Source organism: Flammeovirga sp. OC4, assembly GCF_000812565.1.
In the GTDB taxonomy this organism is placed as follows: Bacteria; Bacteroidota; Bacteroidia; order Cytophagales; family Flammeovirgaceae; genus Flammeovirga.
Window position 1 is genome coordinate 166427 of record NZ_JTAM01000001.1, and the last position, 19790, is coordinate 186216.

The window sequence follows — 19790 nt, forward strand, 5'->3', positions numbered from 1 at the left end:
CTCTTTTTTGATTTATTTTTATATTTTTATTAAACAAATTAACCCTTAATTAGTAATTGTAATATTACATTAACTTATCCACTCTTACAGTAAACTACATGTCAAAATTTAGGCAAATTACTTTTATTCTCTTCAGTCTGCTCTGCGCCACTTCTTTATATGGACAATCAAAAAATTACACCTTAAGTGGTTATATCAAAGATGGAGCAACTGGCGAATCTCTTATTGGTGCGACCGTTTACACTGCTGAATTAAAAGCGGGTGTTGTCACGAATGATGATGGTTTTTTTTCATTGACACTTCCCGAAGGAGAGTATACCGTTAAGTCAACCTATGTTGGTTACAATAGCTTTTCCAAAAAGATAAAACTCAATGGAAACAAAAAATTAAACATCGAATTAATTGGAGCAAAGACTGAATTAGATGAGGTTTTAATTACTGGAGAAAGAGAAGATGCAAATGTCACTGATGTACAAATGAGTACACAAAAAATGGACATTGAGACAATGCTCAAAATTCCCGCTCTTCTTGGTGAAATTGATGTTATTAAATCGATTCAATTGTTACCGGGGGTGAGTTCTGTTGGGGAAGGTGCCACAGGTTTTAATGTAAGAGGTGGTGGAATTGGACAAAATCTAGTTTTATTAGATGAAGCTCCTGTTTTTAACTCTTCTCACCTGTTTGGCTTTTTCTCTGTCTTTAACCCTGATGCTGTAAAAGATGTAAAACTTATTAAAGGCGGTATTCCTGCTCAATATGGAGGTCGAATTTCTTCGATTTTAGATGTTAGAATGAAAGATAGTAATCCTGAAAAGCTGAGTGTAAATGGTGGAATTGGTGTAATTTTTAGCCGTTTAAGCGTGGAAGCTCCGATCATCAAAGACAAGATGTCTATCTTAGTTGCAGGTAGAAGGTCGTACATTGATATTTTGGCGAAACCATTCCTTGAAGAAGACTTGAGAAGCTCAAAATTCAATTTCTGGGACCTTACTGCTAAAGTGAATTATGACTTAAGTGAAAAAAATAAGATTTACCTTTCGGCCTATTGGGGAAGAGATAACTTTGGAGATGCAGAATCTTTTGACTCCGGCTGGGGAAATATAACAAGTACTTTCAGATGGAATCACCTGTTTAATGATAAGTTGGTACTGAACACCGTGGCCTACCTATCAAACTATGATTATAATCTCAATTTCAGACAAAATGCAACAGATGCTTTTGATTGGAAATCTCAAATAAAAACCTATTCAATCAAACCAGAATTCACATGGTATTTAGGAAAAAACAATACCATTACAATGGGTGCACAATCAATTTATTATGATTTTTCTCCTGGTACTACTTCCGCTATGAGTGGAGGGCAAGAACTTCCTCCTTTTGAGTTACAAAATCAGTTTGCACTTGAAAACGCACTTTATATTGGAAACGACCAAAAGCTATCAGACAAAATCACGGTACAGTACGGCCTAAGGTGGAGTTCATTTACCTATTTAGGTCCTGTCACCACCTATGAATACGAAGAAGCTGTTATTCCAAATACGAGAAGAGACCCTGTAGAAAATTCCGAAAGAGTGTATGGCGATTGGGAACCTGTTGAAACCTACTTCAGTCTTGAACCAAGGCTCGCTATAAAATATCAGCTGAATGAGAAGAGTTCTATTAAAGCCAGTTTCACTCATATGGCTCAGTACATTCATCTTATCTCAAATACTTCTGCGGCATCACCACTTGATGTATGGTCTCCAAGTACTAACAATATTGTTCCGCAAAGAGGAGAGCAATACGCTTTGGGGTATTTTAGAAATATGAAGGACAATACTTTTGAGTTTTCTACAGAAGTATATTATAAACCAATGCGTAATTTGATTGATTACATCAATGGCGCCGATCTACTTCTAAATCCATATTTAGAGGGTGATTTATTGAATTCTACAGGTAGAGCTTATGGTTTGGAAGTTTACTTAAGAAAGAAAAAAGGAAAATATACGGGTTGGCTTAGTTACACCCTTGCAAGGTCTGAACAGATCACTGAAGGGATAAATCAAAGTCAATACTACCCTAGAAGATTTGATCAAGCACATAACTTAACGCTAAGCAATTTTTATGAGCTGAATGATCGATGGTCTTTTGCTGCTAATTTTTCACTAATCAGTGGAACACCTACTACTTTCCCTACCAATCAATTACAAATTCAAGGCTACGGAATCCCTCATAATGTAGATGATGTTAGAAATAATCAGAGAATTCCTTATTACCACAGGCTAGATATATCTGCCACTTTAAAAGGAAAGAAAAAACCTAATCGAAGATGGGAACATTACTGGATCTTTGGTGTCTACAATACTTATGCTCGCAAAAATCCTTATTCAATTTATTTCTTACCTTCAGATGAAAGACCTGAACAAGGAAAGCCGGCACCAAATGAAGCTATTCAATTCTCTGTGCTAGCAAATATCATCCCTTCTGTTTCATTCAACTTCAAATGGTAAAAAATGAGAAATAATAAATTATATATCGTCACTATACTTTCACTCTTACTTTTTGGATGTGAGGATGTCATTACGATAGATCTTCCACAAGGAAAAACTCAAATTGTAGTAGATGGCTTCATTAATAATAAGTTTGAGAAGCAAAGAATTAGACTTATCAACACTAATGGTTATTTTGATCCTAATACTCCTCCATTAGTTGAAAATGCAAATGTAAGAGTGATCGATTTGGTCAACAATAAAACCATCACATTTACCTATGAAAGTGACGGTTACTATACTTGGACTCCTCCAACGGAAGCTGACACACTGATAGTAAGACAAAGACCCGCTGATTTTGATAGAGATGGTGATGGCAGGTACGACAACTATTACAAATTAGAAGTCGATGTCAATTTCCAAGAACAGGATTTAGCCTTTGAGGCTTACACTTCACTGGAGAGAGTACCCCCTATTGATTCTCTAATTTTTAAAACATCAAGAGAAGAAAAAGAAGAAGATGAAAAAATCACTGCAGAGTTATGGGCAAAAGATTATGCAGGACCAAATGACTGTTATTGGATCAAAACTTTTAGAAATGGTGATTTCCTCAATAAGAGTAATGAATTACTAATTGCATTCGACATCACTCCTGGAAGAAGTGACTTTGGTGATATTCTTACAGAAGACACCTATTTCATCCCTCCTATTCGTGGCGGCATTAATCCTTCTAGAAGTGAAGAAGAAATTGAGAACAACGCACCTCTTTATCAGATTGGGGATTCTGTATATTGTGAAATTCACTCTATCACTGAAAATGCTTTTGATTTTTTAAGTCAATCAAGAACTCAGATGTCAAATGGAGGACTTTTTGCTAGACCATTAGCAAATGTCCCTACCAATATTATTCCCACAAATGACCAAAGTGAAGGTTTAATCATTGGTATTTTTTGTGGTTCCGCAATATCTTACAAAGGACATCGTATTACTACTAAACCTCCTTATGAAGATTAAAGGATATATGGAGGTTATTTAGTCTAAAATTTTTTGATATGTCAATAGAGCAAGAAGTAGATAAATTCACACCTACCCGAGAGAGAGTTGAAAGTTATTATTATGAAAACTTTAAAAGATTAGATAGAGCAATGCAATACACCCTTATTGGGTCATTTATTTTAGCTATTGGATTGTCTTTTGAATCGGGAAATTGGATACTAGCCTTAGCTTTAGCAACTGTAAGTACGTTTGTCTACTTCATTTTTTTATATAGTTCTACAAACACATCATCAACACGATATATTTTAGCGTTTACCTTTTTCCTTTTTCAAGTACAGTACCTTATGGTGTCTCCACAAACACCTTATGGTCAGTTTGCTTTCTTTGGGATTCTTGCACTATTATCGCTCTATCAAAATATAAATTTGCTCACGGTCTATTTTATGCTGACTGTACTAATGTATGTATCATTAGTACTACTTGGCTCGGACATGTGGCTCACTCAGATTTATCAAGAAAGCTTAACTACTAAATCTTTCAAAGGTATTGTTTCCATCCCATTAGTAGCTTTGAGTTTCTATCTAGCCTGTATTTTTATTGCGAATCAACTTAAAAAGCAAAGTTTTAGAAATGCACGTTATGCTATTTTCCTTGAAGATCAGATGCATATTGATGAGAACACAAAGCTTGCTCAAGACATCGAAAACGGAAAACTATACGAAGATTATAATATTCATGAAAACGACATCCTAGGAAATTTATTGATTTCAATGCGTAATCAAGTTAGGATTCAAAAAGAGGATGTTGAGAATCAAGGATGGATTGCTTCTGGTTTATCTTCCATTAGTGAGTTATTACTCTCCGTTAAAGATATCAAAAGGCTTTCCACGAAGACACTTCGAGAAATCACCGAATACACACAATCAGCAATTGGTGCTTTTTACCTTTATAATGAAGAAAAAGATTGCCTTGAAATTACGGCATGTTACAGTCAGCATAGAAGAAAAAAAGTAGGTGATGTCTATAAAAAAGGTGAAGGACAAGTGGGTGAAGTATTCCTAAAAAACACACCAACACTCATCACTGATATACCTACGGACTACACTCCTATTCAATCAGGCTTAGGTGAAGCAATTCCAAAAAATATCTTCCTCGTTCCATTAGCCATTAAAAACGATGTGGTGGGTGTCATTGAGTTAGGATCATTGAGAGAGTATAATCCTCAAGAAAAAGCATTACTGACAGAAATAGCACCTTCTATCGCCCTTACGATTCGTACAATTCGATCCACCCTCAGAACGAATCAGCTTTTGGACGACGCTCAGAAAACCAACCAAGAACTGAAAGAAAAAGAGGAAACGCTAAGTGAGAACATGAAATTACTTGAAGAGACTAAAAAAGAAATGGAGGTCAAACAAGTACAGCTTGAAGCACAAGAAGAAGAAAGTCTTTTATTCTTCGAAAGAGCAATGGATGCTATGATCGCTTTTGATGAAGAAGGACAAATATTGAAACTAAACCCTGCCGCATCACATATCTTTCAAATAGGTATTGTATCAGACGGAAGAAATATATCAGAATTACTTGGTAAAAGCTACGATAGAGCCATAAACAACAGAAGGACAATGAAACTTAAACGTTCTTCCGGTGATGTGTTTACAGCTTTAATTTTCATTACTGAAATCAAGAATAATGAAGGGGTAAGAAGAATTGCCTACATCCAAGACATCTCTGATCAAGACAAAAAAGAAAAAGAACTTCGTATTTTATTAGATAAAGCACAACTAAAGAACGAACAATTAGTTATACAGGAGAAGACAATGAAAGAAAGCTTGAGCCTTATGATCAGCACAAAGGAAGAACTCAATAATGCGAAAAAGAAAATCGTAGAGCTTGAACTTGAAATTGGTCGGCTTCACCAACAAATAAAGAAGAACTCTTAGTTATTATTATATTAGATGGACAAACAACTCTTTAAAGACGCGATGAGGCACCTTGCTGCTACCGTAAATGTAATCTCTACAGATGGTGATGCAGGAAGAAATGGTATTACAGCAACAGCTGTCACTTCGCTCTCCGACACTCCCCCAAGCTTATTAGTTTCAGTCAACAAAAATGGAGAATTCCATGATCAAGTGTTGAAAAACAAAAAATTCTCTGTGCATATTTTGAGAGAAGATATGTCAGAAATTTCGAATTGTTTTGCAGGCTATAAAGGATTTCAAGGAGAAGAAAAATTTCAACTTGGCACATGGGATATCTCAGATGAAAGTCGTGTATTGGAAAATGCACTTGCAAACATTGAGTGTGAATTAACGGAAGCTCATGATGGTTATACACATAGTATTTTCATTGGGAAAATCACGGATATAAAAACAACTGAAAATCACGACGATAAGCCTTTACTGTACAGTCAAGGGCAATATACTACGGTTCAAAGTTAGATTTTCGATATCGAAATATTGAAGTAAGAATAAGGTTCTGCTTCAAAAATAAAGAAAGCTCAATAATAATTGGGCTTTTTTTATACCCTATTTTTTGATGAAAAATGGGCAATATTAGATTAATATAATTTTAAGTATTTCTTTCAAAAAAGATAATTTTTATACAAATTTGCACAATATCAAGATAGACCTTAATTCATTAATTAAAAAAAAGATAAAAAAATGCTTGATTTTAAGATCCATTATTACTTTATTTAAGTATTGGAACTAATATATAACTATAAACTACATGGTTATTCTCCTATTATTACACAAAAAATTGATTATAAGTAATAGAATAAAATTGCACATTTTGTATAACCGATGTCTAAACCCATATGCCTAAGTAGGTAGTAGTTATTTCTCCTTTTTAATTACAATGACTATGATAGAAGATTACAACAAAATCATTGAATCGTTAAACATTAAGTTTATCCGTTCAAACAGTTTAAACGTTATCCGTTCTGTAAAAGTCTCTAACTTTTATGATGTCCAAAACACCCTTATTCAAGTTAAATCAGGTGATATCACAGTGAACGAGAACGAAGTAGCTCGTGCCGGAGACCTTGTTTTTATTCCTGGAGGTAAATCTATTGAGATTGCTTTTGGTAATTCTAATACTACAGAGGTTACGAATGAGAGCTTTATCAACGATAGAGACTCTTACTTGAGAAAAATTAATGATGATGTTTCATTGCATACCATTCACACAAGTTTCACGTCAGTTACATTTGACGCAAAAGCTTTTGACTCAGTGAATTTCTTTAACTCTCTTGACATCCCTCCTTTCATTATTCCAAAACACGAGGAGATCAGCGAAGCTATTGACAAGATATATAAAGAATCTTTAGGTGATAAACCTGGAAGAGACCGAATTGCGACGAATATCACTGAATATGCAGTGATTGAAGTCTTTAGACATGTACTAGAAAAGAAATTGTTTGTGGAACAAATTGCCACAAATAGCAATTACTTTAAAGATCCTCGATTGATTGATATTTTCAACTTCATCAAGGATAATATATCAAGTGATCTATCTAACAAGATCCTTGCAAACGTAGCCAATGTATCCGAAGATTATGTAGGGCAATATTTCAAAATGTTGACTGGTATTAACCCTCAAGATTACATTGAATACCAAAGAATGGAAAAAGCAGTTGAATTGCTTCGTACATCAAGAAAGAGTATTCGTGCCATCGGGTCTGAGGTGGGCTATAAAGACACCGCCTATTTCTGTAGACGATTCAAAATGATGTTTGGTATCCCTGCAGGAAAAATGAGAAGAAGAGATTCATTAATGAATGTATAAGCTCTTTTTTACAAGAAATTCTCAAAATGGAGGTCCTCATTAAAGGACCTCTTTTTTATGTTTAATAGTTTATTACGTACTTAACACCAAGCCAAAATAAACAAAACATTAAAAAATTGGTTATTGGTAACATATAACATTTATTCTATTCTGAATCTAAATTTTATCTGTATTTTTGTCGCAAACAAGCATTCCAATGAAAAAAGAAGATATTCAAACATATAACTACTGCGACAATATTAACGCGTATCAAAGAAGGCAAACCGTAATCGTTAATATTGGAGGAGTTCCTATGGGAGGAGACAACCCTATTCGAATTCAATCTATGACTACTGTTGACACAATGGACACTGAAGGGTCAATCGAAGAAATTATAAGAATGGTTGAATCAGGTTGTGAATATGTAAGAATCACGGCTCCTAGTAAAAAGGAAGCTGAAAACCTTCAAGAAATAAAAGACGGATTAAGAGCTAGAGGTTACAACGTGCCTTTGGTGGCAGACATTCACTTTACTCCAAATGCTGCCGAAGTAGCGGCCAAAATTGTTGAAAAAGTCAGAATCAATCCTGGTAACTATGCCGATAAGAAGAAATTTGACTTTATCGAATACGACGATGCTACTTATCAAGCAGAACTAGATAGAATTAGAGAGAAATTTATACCACTTGTTGAAATCTGTAAGGAACACGGTACTGCCATGAGAATTGGTACAAACCACGGTTCACTTTCTGATCGTATCTTAAGTAGATATGGAGATACTCCACTTGGAATGGTGGAGTCAGCTTTAGAATTCCTAAGAATTTGTGATGAATTAGACTATCACGAAATTGTGCTTTCTATGAAAGCTAGTAACACACAAGTGATGGTACAAGCTTATAGATTGTTGGTTCAAAAAATGGAAGAAGAAGGTTTAAAACCTTATCCTCTACATTTAGGAGTAACGGAAGCGGGTGACGGAGAAGATGGAAGAGTAAAATCTGCAGTAGGGATTGGAACGTTATTAGAAGATGGACTTGGTGATACGGTAAGAGTATCCTTGACGGAAGCTCCGGAGGCTGAGGCCCCTGTTGCTGAAGCCTTAATCAAAAGGTATGACAACAGAAGCACTGAAAGCAAATCAATCAACACACCAATTACATCGTCACCAAAAAATCCTTTCAAATATGAAAGAAGAGTAACCAAAGAAGTAGCTACATTTGGTGATCATAATGTCCCTAGAGTCATTGCTAATTTTTCTCAAATTGAGGAAATCACCATGAAGAACCTAAAAGTGATAGGACATCACTATTTACCTGCAACAGACAAATGGGCTATGAGTGATCATGGAGCAGACTATATCTATACAGGTAAAAAAGCACTTCCTTTTATGGCCCCTAATGGCCTAAAAAATATCGTTGATGCATCTTCATGGAATTCAACGGAGGACACCTACCCTCTTTTTGAACTAGATCAGTATTTGAATAGCGAAGAGGTACACCAAGAGCTTAATTTTGTAAGAGTCTCTTTTGAAGCTATTGATGAGGCTACCTTAACCTCATTAAAACAAGCAGAAAATGTAGTGCTTATCATTCATACTGAAAACGCTCATGCTATGCCTGAGTTGAGAGCATTATTATTTAAGCTTTACAGTGAGGAAATTAAAATTCCAGTAGTGATTGAGAGAAGCTATGAAAATCTTACGGATGATCAACTGCAACTTTATAGCTCTACTGATATTGGTGGTTTATTAATCGATGGATTAGGAGATGGCGTAATGCTTAGCACCACACACACTCTTGAAGCTACTGAGTTTTGTAATCGATTATCATTTGGTATTCTGCAAGCCGCAAGAACACGAATGACAAAAACGGAGTACATTTCATGTCCATCTTGTGGTCGAACATTATTTGACTTACAAGAAACGACTGCAATGATTCGTCAGAGAACAGATCACTTGAAAGGTGTCAAAATTGGCATTATGGGTTGTATTGTAAATGGCCCTGGTGAAATGGCTGATGCCGATTACGGTTATGTTGGTTCTGGTAAAGGAAAAATTACGCTTTATAGAGGACAAGAAGTCGTAAAAAGATCAGTTCCTGAAGCAGATGCTGTAGATGAATTAATCAAACTTATTGATGAGGATGGCAATTGGTTTGCACCTCAACAAGAGGTAGTTCAATAATATATAGCTATACAATAAGGGTTAAAGTCATATTTAACCCTTATTTGTTATAGTAATAATTGAATTAATTTAATTTACTTACATCATTATAAACAGATAATATAGTGATCGGTATGTTATCTGTTCTCAAATTTTTATCTTAAACTAGTAAAAATTTGCTTTAATATATGCCCATAACATTTGCTCATCCTAGTGCAGTTCTACCACTTTTCAGGTATTCCCATTATTTATCTGTCTCAGCTCTTATCATTGGAAGCATGATTCCAGATTTTGAGCATTATCTTCAGCTTCAGCAAAGTGTAAAACTAGCTCACACTTTTATTGGCATTTTTCTTTTTAATTTACCTGTAGGAATATTGGTATACTATATCAATAAATTATTTTTCAAACCTGTATTAAGAAGGGTTACTCCTATTCGTTTCAAAAGACGTCAAATAAGAACCAATTATTCATTTTTTCAAATTCTAGTTTCAATAACAATAGGCATTGCCACTCATTTTTTCCTTGATGCTATCACAGGTGAAGAAGGCTTTTTTGTAAAAGACCTACCCTATCTCATGGACGAGGTTTACATCACACCTTCTTTTAAAATGAATATTCATAATATTATATGGGTAAGCGTTTCATTGTTTGGAACAGCACAATGTGTTTGGTTGGCGATTACTGCATTTGACTTTAAAAATAGTTTGAAGAAGGTGAAACTGAGTGAGTGGTTCCCCTCTTTTTGGTTGGAATTATTTTGTATACTTATTATTATAATATTCATACGTAATCTAATTCTCCCTCCACCATTGATCTTGTGGGATTGGGGAATTGCTATTGGCGGTGCTTTTTTCTACGCTCTAACTTTCACTTGTTTTAGATGGCGTTACTTTTTGAAAATGATTAGAAGATAATAAGTACAAAATCAAAAATAAAAGGGATTGTATTTTTCAACACAACCCCTCCTTGAAAGTATAAAATGATGGATAAATATTTATGCTAGCATTAATATTCCCACTTGAATCAAACCAATAAAGAAACCAAGAACGGCTCCCATAATCTCTATAAAAGTAAGCTCTTGCTTAATAACTGACATCAATAAATCTTCAAACTTTGCATCCGAAAAATCCATGACTTTTTCATAAACCACTTGCTCGATACTAATACTTGAAATATTTGCTCCAATATCATCCAGCAGTTTCGGCACCATCTCTTTTACAGAATTTTCCATTCCAGTTCTAATTTGCTGAATAATCGCATCACCACCAAACATTTGTAGCATAGGTCCAAACTGCGTTGCTTTTTCATCAACAAATTCGTTGACTCTGACCATAATTGCCTTAAATAGTTTTTCCTGATTCTCTTCTGTTTTTAGCTTATCTAAAATCATATCAGGTGTAAAGAGATCCTTCTCAACGATTATTCCAAGTCTCCTTGCCAAAGTTTTCTTTCTTCTTGGAAAGACACCATGTAAGGTAAAAAACAATATCTTAATTGGTTTCCTTGGATGGAAGAGCATTTTAATTGCTACATAATTTGTAATCCATCCAATCCCAGCAGAAATCACTGGAAACATCCACATTAAATAAGAACTCATTAATTATCTTCTTTAAGAATTTGATTTAATTTTTGATATAAAATAGCAGTGGGCAAACCCATTACTGTAAAATAAGAACCTTCTATTTTCTGAATCATGGTCATACCTATCCATTCTTGAATACCGTATGCACCTGCTTTATCAAAAGGTTGCTTTTCATTGATATAATAATTCAGCACTTCTTCACTCATCGGAAGAAACGTTACTAAAGTACGATCAGTAAATGACACTTCTTGAGTACTTGTTTTTATACAAACAGCAGAATAAACAGTATGTGAATTCCCTGACAGACCTTGAAGCATTGTCTTAGCCTCTTCAAAATCTTTTGGTTTACCTAACACATCACTTTGGTTTACCACCACAGTATCCGAAAAAATGGCAATTTCGTTTTCTTTCAAATCATCAAACGCCTTTGCTTTTTGCTTTGCAATATATTCAGCTACCTCCTCGGGTGGAAGGGTATCAGGATACGATTCATCAACCTCTCTTACTTTTATCTCAAATGGAATATCCATATCTGATAACAGAGAAGCCCTACGCGGACTTTTTGAAGCTAAAATTATTTTTTTACCTTTTAAATCTATCATTTAGGTATAAATTCTCTTTGTTGTTCAGTTTTCGAAACTCAAAAATAATAAATAACTATAGATCCCTAAAAAAGTTTAGAATATCTATTATGCAACGTTCTAATAATGATTCCTTTTCATCCGCCGCATATTCTTTGTAATACACTTGCTCACTCCCTTCTACTATTTTCATTTTCAAAGCAATAGAATCGTTCACTACAGTATATCTACCTTTTATCCGATAAACATCCTCTCCTTTTGCAAAAGGCGAAAAAGTAAAATAATTATAGCCACTATTCAACCCCTCAGACAATCTCAGAAGCCTTTCATCAATCATCTTTGATATACCTTCATGATCCAACCAAGAACTATCCTCTTCAATTGCTGTTGAAGTCACCCTTGATAACGCAGTTGAAATATTAATATTACTTTTCAAATCATCCGTAACTCTTCCAATATCAAAACTATCACCTCCTTCAGGAATTCTCATTTCTGGTTGCTGAGATGCCCCGAATCGCTCGGCCAATCTTGGTACTTCATCGACGGCATTACCAAACATCATTTGTACATCTACAAACTCCCCTTTTCTAAGGTTACCTCTTTTTAAATAATCCAATAATGCATAAGTCAACAACCCTTGGCCGTACATTGTCGATTCATAGCTTACTTTATCTGCTGCAGACCCCGCTAAAAGATACATTCCAGACCTAGATCTCACTCGCTCTAAGGCTCTCAATCGAACAGACTCATCATCAACATTTCTCATCGCAATAATTGTCTCTGCAAACTTCCCCGCATTACACGCATCCATGATAAAAACTTGTCTTGTGACTGGAATTTTTTTCATCCAATCCAACCATTCTTTCCCTGCAATAGTATAATTATCTCTAATAGATTGATCTTTAAGATCTGCTGTGATCATATCTTTGGTAAGGTAGTAGAAATCTTCTTCCCCATTTTGTTCTTGTAATGCCATTCCATGCCCTGCAAGGAAAACAAAAAGTACATCGGATGGATTTGCCAAAGACTGAAGACTATCAAAGCTGTTTTTAATATTTTCCTTTGTGGGTTGATAAAGAGGATCTTCAGCATTAGTCGAAAATAAATCAACTCTTACTCTATGTTCCCCAAATAATTCCGAGGCAGATTCTTTGATGGATGAAGCTATTTTTTCAGCGTCATCTGCGGCATACTTTAGATCTAAAGTAGTTCCTCTGTAATCCGATACACCAATTACAATTCCATAAAAAGAAGGAATTTCCTTTTGAGTATTCTTAGATTTATGTCTGATCGTTAAGCCTCTTCCTGACAATGTTCCTTCTTTATTTTCTACCTTAACTGTGATATTATTGAGTGCATCACCATTTTGGAATAAATAACTTAAGGTGTCCATTGGCACCACATATTTAATCGTCTGACTCTTTTGCTTAAGTATATTTAAGTTTAAGTGATTAACATCAATAGCCATTTTATAAGGTGTCACGTCATCCAAAACTTCTTTGTTATTAACCATAACGGCTACTTTACCAATACCTCCACCTCGATCAAACACCTCAATATAAAGCTTATCATTTTTAGTGTATAAATTCGCTTCTGGATATAAAGATACCGTACTCAAGAAAGGAACTTCACGAAGCGGTTGCCCATTGAAGAGTTTTGTTCCCAAACCAGGTTCCCAATACATCCCTTGCAACTGTGCAATATCAATGATTTCGTTATCCACTACATAATACAAATTACTCATATTAGTTTCTGAAGCATCAAATAAACCAGAATAATGCTCTACTACCCATCCTACATCTCCATCAGACAATACAGCCCCAAATCGATTGGGCGATTCTAAATCCCAAATACCAACAGCAAAATCATTAGACAAGGTTACAAATACTTGTTTTCCTGGAAAATCAAAAAGCTCAATAATATCTCCATTATTCTGTGGGTATTTATAAACTTGATTTTTCAGATCACTGGAATAAGAAGTCAAGTCTCCACTTTCTTCTGCTAGCAATATATATTTCCCATCAAAAGTAAATGCAATACTTTTAACAGAATGCTTAACCTCTATTTGCTGTGCTATTTCTCCATTCCTAAGATCATACAAAAGTAATTTATGATTACCACCAACTAATAAAGATTGACCATCAAGACTAAAAGCCAATTTATTAATATGTCGATCACTCACTCTGATCTTTTGTATGACTTTAAAATTATTTTTAAGATCCAACACATGTACAGAACGATTGCTTAACCCAACGGCTACTTTGGTACCATCTAATGATATGTCTAAAGAAGTTATAGTATTGAAGGAGCTAAATACAGTTTTTGATTGTTGTAATTGATTGAGATTTTGTAAGATAAGATCACCTCCATTATTCACCAAAAATGCTAATGAGTCAACAGGGTGTAATTTTGAAAGAATAATAGGATAATCAAACTTCCTAGAAGACAGCAATTTATAATTATTTTGATGATTCCAAACTTTGAGTGTACTATCTAAAGAAGTTGTAATAAGTCGTCCTTTCCAATTAAAGAAGATAGATGAAATTGCTTTTTGATGTGCTTTCCACTTCTGTAAATCACCTCTACTTCCTGATTCCCAAAGCCTAATATTACCACTTTCAGAAGAAACCGCAATTGCGTTAGAAGTTAGAGACGCTGAAAACCCAATTGCTTTATCTAATATTGGTTTCCATGCTGCTTTCAATCGACGTCCTTTAATTTCCCATAGAGCAATTTCTCCATTTTTATAGGCAATCACTGCTAACTCTCCTTTTCGATTAAAAGCATTTGTTACGATCTCACGGTCTTCAAAGGTAGATACTAACTCTAAATCATTTCCAACAACCTTGTAATAATAAGCATGGTTTCCATGAGAAGTGACTATCAATCGATCCACAGAATGAGAGTAAGTTATCGATCGCACAGCATTGTTATCCGGTAAACGAATAGGGTCATTTATAGCATTATTTTGCTGATTCCATACCCTTAATGTTCCATCATAACTACCAGAAATAAGTATTTTTTTATCATGAATGTACCTTAAGTCAGATACCCAATCTTCATGTAACTTTTTGGTAGATTTAAGTTTTTTTTGAGTGGAGTTCCATATTTCCACTTCACCGTTATACTTACCAAAAGCAGTCCACGAACCCGACCTCGGTTTTGTAATAAAACAAGAAATACCTCCTGTCATTTCACTTGTCCAACCATTCACCTTTGAGTCATCAGATTGCCAATCCCAATGGAAAATATTACCACGTGCATCAATAAAAACAATGACATTTTTTTGAAACTTCGCCTCTACTACAGGCTCATTCAACTCTTTGAGTTCAGTTAAAAGCACCCCTGTCTTCGTCTGCCAAACTCTTACTTTATGATCAGCACCAGAGGAAACAATGTATTGTTTATCAGTAGAAAGAGCAATATCAGTAATCCCAATTTCATGAGCATTGATAGTTCTCAGTAAACGTTCTTGTTGTAAGTCCCAGACCTTAATTTTCTTATCCTTCCCTGCAGAGATGACTAAAGAAGCATCTTTACTAATGTCTAAAGACGTCACTTCCCCAAGATGACCTTGAGAAAACGTCAGTGTAATGTTAGAAGACTGAGAAAATAAAAAGTTTGAATAGCAAAAAAGAAGGCCAAACAAAATTATCAGCCTTCTTTTTTCTATATGATTTTCAATGAAGTACATATCACATTGTTTAATTTACAATGTAAATATAACCAGGAATCTATTGCTAAAGATATTATTTAGTGAATTTTTCCCACACTCTTTCGTGGAAATAGTATAACACCATTTTTGAAAACACTTCAAATGAGCCAATTGATACAGCCATTGTTATTTCACCAGTGACAAAATACGAAATCACCATTGTATCGACAGTACCTACAGCACGCCAAGATACTGATTTCGCAACGCTCACCCATTTTGGTTGTTTGTTGTTTTTATCCTTCACTGCGGAGTCGCTTTCTTCGATTCTTTTCTCGAAAACTTTATCTACAAACATTAAGTTATTAGTTTAATTTTAAAAGTAACACATTTACTCTAGTGGATTACTAGGCAATTATAGAAATAAGTTTACACTTTTCAAAAAAAGAAGCTTATGTTTTAGTGAAAGAGGATGTTTTTATAAAATAAATTTAGATAAAATTGTATAATTCGATGTATTTGATTTAATTAACATTTAATTGAATATAGCTACCAATTAGCGTCGATACTAATATACTTAACAAACTAATGAGAAAAAGGAAAAACTATCCTGGTGAACAGCGAGAAGTAGGGACAAAAGACTACAGCTTAATCCTGGGTAACTTGATGAATTATCGTAATCAACTAATGAGAGAAAATGAAGAGCAGCGTATGGGATTCATTTTTTCAAAAATTGCTGAGAAATTAAAAGAACTTGGATGTTTACGAGCTTCGAACACTGTAAAAAATAGAGTTGGCCGGAAAAAGTTAGGGCTTTATCAAGACATTACTCAAAAGAAAAAAGAGGAAGTAATTGAAATCACCAACAAATACTGGCATGAGGCAAAAGATAGACATGAAGCCGCTAAGGAAAAAAATAAAAAAGCAGCTAAAAAAAGTTCAACAGCACTGACAATTTAATTTTTTTTTAATATCTCTCCTCATCTATCATGCTTGTCAAACTACAACTAAAGAATTCTCCAAATCAGGTGATCGTTGATGATCATGTTTATGAATTTTTAAGAGACAATCCTTACTACAAAAGCCTAGACTTTATCTACAACCTTAGGGAACATTCTTCAGGCAGAGCAGTTTTCCAAAAATCTTGGAAACAGAGTGATGGTAAATACAAAACTGAAACCATTTATCTTCACAAACTTATAGCTGAAAAATATTTAGATGAAAGTACAAAGGGAGACTACACCTTAATTCGTATTATTAATGGTAACAAGTTAGATTGTCGAATTAAAAACCTGACGTACTCGAACCGATCTATTATAAAAAGAAACACACCCTCTAAACATAATAAGACAGGTTACATTGGAGTAGTAAAAGACAAATACAGCTATAGAGCCGTGATTTATAAAGATCGAAAACCTATATCTTTAGGCACTTATAAAACACCACAAGAAGCAGCTTTGGCTTACAATAAAAAATCAATAGAATTGTTTGGAAAAACTAGAAACCTCAACAAAATTAAGGACATCGAAGAGATAACTCCAGATGCTCCTGATAATTCTGATGAAACTCTTGATTAAATTTTACTATTTGTGAATACTGCTTTATCGTTAATTTAAGTACTGACTGTATTTTATTATTATTTGCTTTATTATAAGTTTTTATAAAAGAACTACTTCTTTATAAAGTATTCTGAACGCTTTCTTTTAAGCACTTTATTTCAGAGTACATAAAAAGAAGTAGTTCTTTTCTTTTTGATGCCTTTACCCCTACAGACAGTTACTTTATAAATTCTTGATCTCAATCAAGATTTACCAATGGAAGTTCATTCATATTTGTAAAAACAAAATCTTTACATATGAAAATCAACCAAGAACATTTTTTAGCCTCTCTCCAAAATAGTTTAGAACAAGAACTAGAACAGGTTGAAATACTAAAGGAGTTACCTTTGGCACATCTCCAATTTAGAAGGCATGAAAACGCCTGGAATGTACTTGAATGCCTCTATCACCTCAACTTATACGGCGAATTCTATATTCCCCATTTTCAGCGGCTATTAAAAGCAGCCAAGCAAAAAGAGAAAGAAGACTACAAAAGTGGATGGCTCGGTAATTATTTTGCTAAAAGCATGAAACCAAAAGAGCAAAAGGTTAAAAACAAAATGCCTTCTCCTAAAGAGAAGAATCCATTAGGGTTACCGCTTGATCGAGATGTTATAAATCACCGTCTGCAACAAATCAGTGATTTACTTTTAATTATTGAACAAGCTAAAAATAAAGACCTTGAACGAGAAAGATGCCCTATAACAATCTCAAAATGGATTACACTACAGCTTGGAGATACTCTTCATTTTATCATTAATCATGAAGAAAGACATTTACTCCAAATCAAGAAAATATTACTTTACAGAGAAAAAGAGAAAGAAGTAAATACATGATAAATTGTGGAATTCCCTAAAGGAAAATACCGAATAGAAGGATAGTAAGAAAACGCTGAACCTTTTAAAGATTCTACTTTCATTACACAGTGTTAGAAGTTTTTTTTTGGTACTTTTAGAATAAGCAAAATTTATTAACCCATTAAAAACATTGACACCCAAGTACTAACTGTAAATTAATCATTATTTGATCTATACATTTAGAATGTATAGATCTTTTTTTTGTCCAATTTTTGATGTAGTATTATATCAAAGAATACTTTAGTCTACTTAATATGGCAAAACAAAGAATCTCCCTTCAAAAAGTTTTTAAGGAAATTATCTGGCCAAGAAGAAAATATCTTTTCTTTGGTTTAGTTCTCATAATAATAAACCGCTTGAGCGGACTTGTCTTACCAGGTGCAAGTAAATATTTAATGGATGATGTGATTGTAAATGAAGATTATGAGCAGCTTCAGCTTTTAGTAACCATCGTTATTTCTTCTATCTTTATTCAAGCATTTAGTAGCTTTATGCTAACAAGAGTTCTTAGTATAGAAGCACAACGATTGATTTCTGAACTCAGAGCAAAAGTACAGAAACATATCATTTCACTCCCCATTTCTTTTTTTGATAATACAAAATCTGGTGTTTTGGTGTCACGAATTATGAGTGATGTAGAAGGAGTTAGAAATTTAGTAGGTACAGGTCTCGTTCAGTTAATTGGAGGTACAATAACAGCAGTCATATCTACTATACTACTTATTAAGATCAGCTTATCTATGACTTTATTTGTATTGGTTCCTGTTTCAATATTTGGTATCGTATCAATGAAGGCCTTTAAATCCATACGCCCAATTTTCAGAAAAAGAGGTCAAATAAAGGCTGAAGTAACTGGTCGACTTACAGAATCTTTGAATGGTGTAAGGGTCATAAAAGGCTTTAATGCAGAGGGGGAAGAAAATCGCATTTTTGAAGAAGGTGTTATACGGCTCTTTAATAACATTAAGAAAAGTATGACAGCCACTGCTATTATGACAAGTTCTAGTGCCTTTTTATTAGGTCTTGCCTCTGCTGGTATAATGGGTATTGGAGGGTATAAAATAATGCAAGGTGAATTAACAGTAGGAGACTTTTTATCTTTCACTCTTTACCTTGGTTTTATGGTCGCACCCATCGTTCAGATGAGTAATATTGGTAGTCAACTTACTGAGGCTTTTGCAGGGCTTGACAGAACGGAAGAAATCATGAACCAAGCAGGTGAACAAGATGATCCTTTAAGAATAGAAATGGTCCCTCATACAATAGATGGGAATATCAGATTTGAAAATGTATCTTTTGAATACGAAGAAGGAAAAGAAGTATTACATAATATAAATTTCAATGCAAAAGCAGGTAGTATTACGGCACTTGTGGGGTCTTCAGGTTCTGGTAAAACAACGATTGCCAGTTTAGCAGCTTCATTTTTAAACCCCACCAAAGGTAAGATTTTTCTCGACCATCAAGACTTAAGATCTGTACAACTTCACTCCTTCCGTCAACATTTAGGAGTTGTACTTCAAGATGATTTCCTTTTTGAAGGTAGTATTCGAGAAAACATCCTTTTCTCTAATCCAGATGCATCCGAAGAAGAATTACAAAATGCAATAAAGGGAGCTTATGTCGATGAATTTACGGATAGATTTGATGATGGACTTCTAACAATAATCGGCGAAAGGGGAGTTAAATTATCAGGTGGACAACGCCAAAGAATTGCTATTGCAAGAGCAATCATTGCCAATCCTCAAATCATTATCTTAGATGAGGCTACATCAAATTTGGACACTGAAAGCGAAGCCTTAATTCAAGAGTCATTAGCTAAATTAATGCAAGGAAGGACAACTATTGTAATTGCTCACCGTCTTAGCACCATTCAACAAGCCGATCAAATATTAGTAATGGATCAAGGAGAAATTATTGAAACAGGTACCCATGACACCTTACTTGAAAAGAAAGGAAGATACCATCAACTTTATAAATATCAAGCTAGAATTTAATTTAAAAATAATAACAATTGTTTTACTATAAACATATTTTCCATCTGCACTTTGTTATTGAGAATTAAGGGTGTTTTCATAATTTAATATCACTTTTAATCCAAATATGAAAAGGTGATTGTTAGCA

15 protein-coding genes are annotated in these 19790 nt (G+C 34.3%); 11 read left to right on the forward strand and 4 right to left on the reverse strand.

Annotated features, from left to right (window positions below):
- Positions 1 to 98: 98 nt before the first annotated feature.
- The 7 genes from PL77_RS00780 to PL77_RS00810 all read left to right on the forward strand — a co-directional run bounded on the left by PL77_RS00780 (position 99) and on the right by PL77_RS00810 (position 10313).
- The gene (locus PL77_RS00780) at positions 99 to 2489 is read left to right on the forward strand and encodes a TonB-dependent receptor (RefSeq protein WP_044200691.1); all 2391 of its coding nucleotides are present in this window, start codon (positions 99 to 101) and stop codon (positions 2487 to 2489) included.
- 3 nt (positions 2490 to 2492) lie between these two features.
- Entirely contained in the window at positions 2493 to 3482 is a 990-nt protein-coding gene (locus tag PL77_RS00785; RefSeq protein WP_044200692.1) for a DUF4249 family protein, read from the forward strand.
- Positions 3483 to 3520: 38 nt separating this feature from the next.
- The gene (locus PL77_RS00790; protein ID WP_044200694.1) at positions 3521 to 5407 is read left to right on the forward strand and encodes a GAF domain-containing protein; all 1887 of its coding nucleotides are present in this window, start codon (positions 3521 to 3523) and stop codon (positions 5405 to 5407) included.
- A gap of 15 nt (positions 5408 to 5422) precedes the next feature.
- Entirely contained in the window at positions 5423 to 5908 is a 486-nt protein-coding gene (locus PL77_RS00795) for a flavin reductase family protein (RefSeq protein ID WP_044200696.1), read from the forward strand.
- A 427-nt stretch (positions 5909 to 6335) separates the two neighbouring features.
- A complete protein-coding gene (locus PL77_RS00800) occupies positions 6336 to 7256 on the forward strand; it encodes an AraC family transcriptional regulator (protein WP_044201009.1) in 921 nt (306 codons plus the stop codon).
- Between the two features lie 196 nt (positions 7257 to 7452).
- Positions 7453 to 9417 (forward strand): (E)-4-hydroxy-3-methylbut-2-enyl-diphosphate synthase, encoded by a 1965-nt coding sequence (gene ispG, locus PL77_RS00805; protein ID WP_044200698.1) that lies wholly within the window; start codon positions 7453 to 7455, stop codon positions 9415 to 9417.
- A 167-nt stretch (positions 9418 to 9584) separates the two neighbouring features.
- A complete protein-coding gene (locus tag PL77_RS00810) occupies positions 9585 to 10313 on the forward strand; it encodes a DUF4184 family protein (RefSeq protein WP_082026336.1) in 729 nt (242 codons plus the stop codon).
- An 80-nt stretch (positions 10314 to 10393) separates the two neighbouring features.
- Here PL77_RS00810 and PL77_RS00815 read toward each other — a convergent pair whose 3' ends face one another.
- Genes PL77_RS00815 through PL77_RS00830 form a run of 4 tightly spaced genes read right to left on the reverse strand, consistent with a single transcriptional unit; the run spans position 10394 to position 15572 of the window.
- Positions 10394 to 10996, reverse strand: a complete 603-nt coding sequence (locus PL77_RS00815; RefSeq protein WP_044200702.1) for a DUF445 domain-containing protein — start codon at positions 10994 to 10996, stop codon at positions 10394 to 10396.
- Entirely contained in the window at positions 10996 to 11583 is a 588-nt protein-coding gene (locus PL77_RS00820; RefSeq protein ID WP_044200704.1) for a Maf family nucleotide pyrophosphatase, read from the reverse strand. The genes PL77_RS00815 and PL77_RS00820 overlap by 1 nt, the downstream gene beginning before the upstream one ends.
- A gap of 55 nt (positions 11584 to 11638) precedes the next feature.
- Positions 11639 to 15256, reverse strand: a complete 3618-nt coding sequence (locus tag PL77_RS00825) for a caspase family protein (protein WP_044200706.1) — start codon at positions 15254 to 15256, stop codon at positions 11639 to 11641.
- Positions 15257 to 15311: 55 nt separating this feature from the next.
- On the reverse strand, positions 15312 to 15572 hold the full coding sequence (locus PL77_RS00830) for a DUF2061 domain-containing protein (protein WP_044200708.1): 261 nt from the start codon (positions 15570 to 15572) through the stop codon (positions 15312 to 15314).
- 230 nt (positions 15573 to 15802) lie between these two features.
- Between PL77_RS00830 and PL77_RS00835 the strand changes: the two genes are divergently transcribed.
- From PL77_RS00835 to PL77_RS00850, 4 genes are all read left to right on the forward strand, one after another.
- The gene (locus PL77_RS00835; RefSeq protein ID WP_044200710.1) at positions 15803 to 16174 is read left to right on the forward strand and encodes a hypothetical protein; all 372 of its coding nucleotides are present in this window, start codon (positions 15803 to 15805) and stop codon (positions 16172 to 16174) included.
- Positions 16175 to 16203: 29 nt separating this feature from the next.
- Positions 16204 to 16791, forward strand: a complete 588-nt coding sequence (locus tag PL77_RS00840) for a hypothetical protein (protein WP_044200712.1) — start codon at positions 16204 to 16206, stop codon at positions 16789 to 16791.
- Between the two features lie 278 nt (positions 16792 to 17069).
- The gene (locus PL77_RS00845; protein ID WP_044200713.1) at positions 17070 to 17648 is read left to right on the forward strand and encodes a DinB family protein; all 579 of its coding nucleotides are present in this window, start codon (positions 17070 to 17072) and stop codon (positions 17646 to 17648) included.
- A gap of 275 nt (positions 17649 to 17923) precedes the next feature.
- On the forward strand, positions 17924 to 19663 hold the full coding sequence (locus PL77_RS00850; RefSeq protein WP_044200715.1) for an ABC transporter ATP-binding protein: 1740 nt from the start codon (positions 17924 to 17926) through the stop codon (positions 19661 to 19663).
- Positions 19664 to 19790 lie beyond the last annotated feature (127 nt).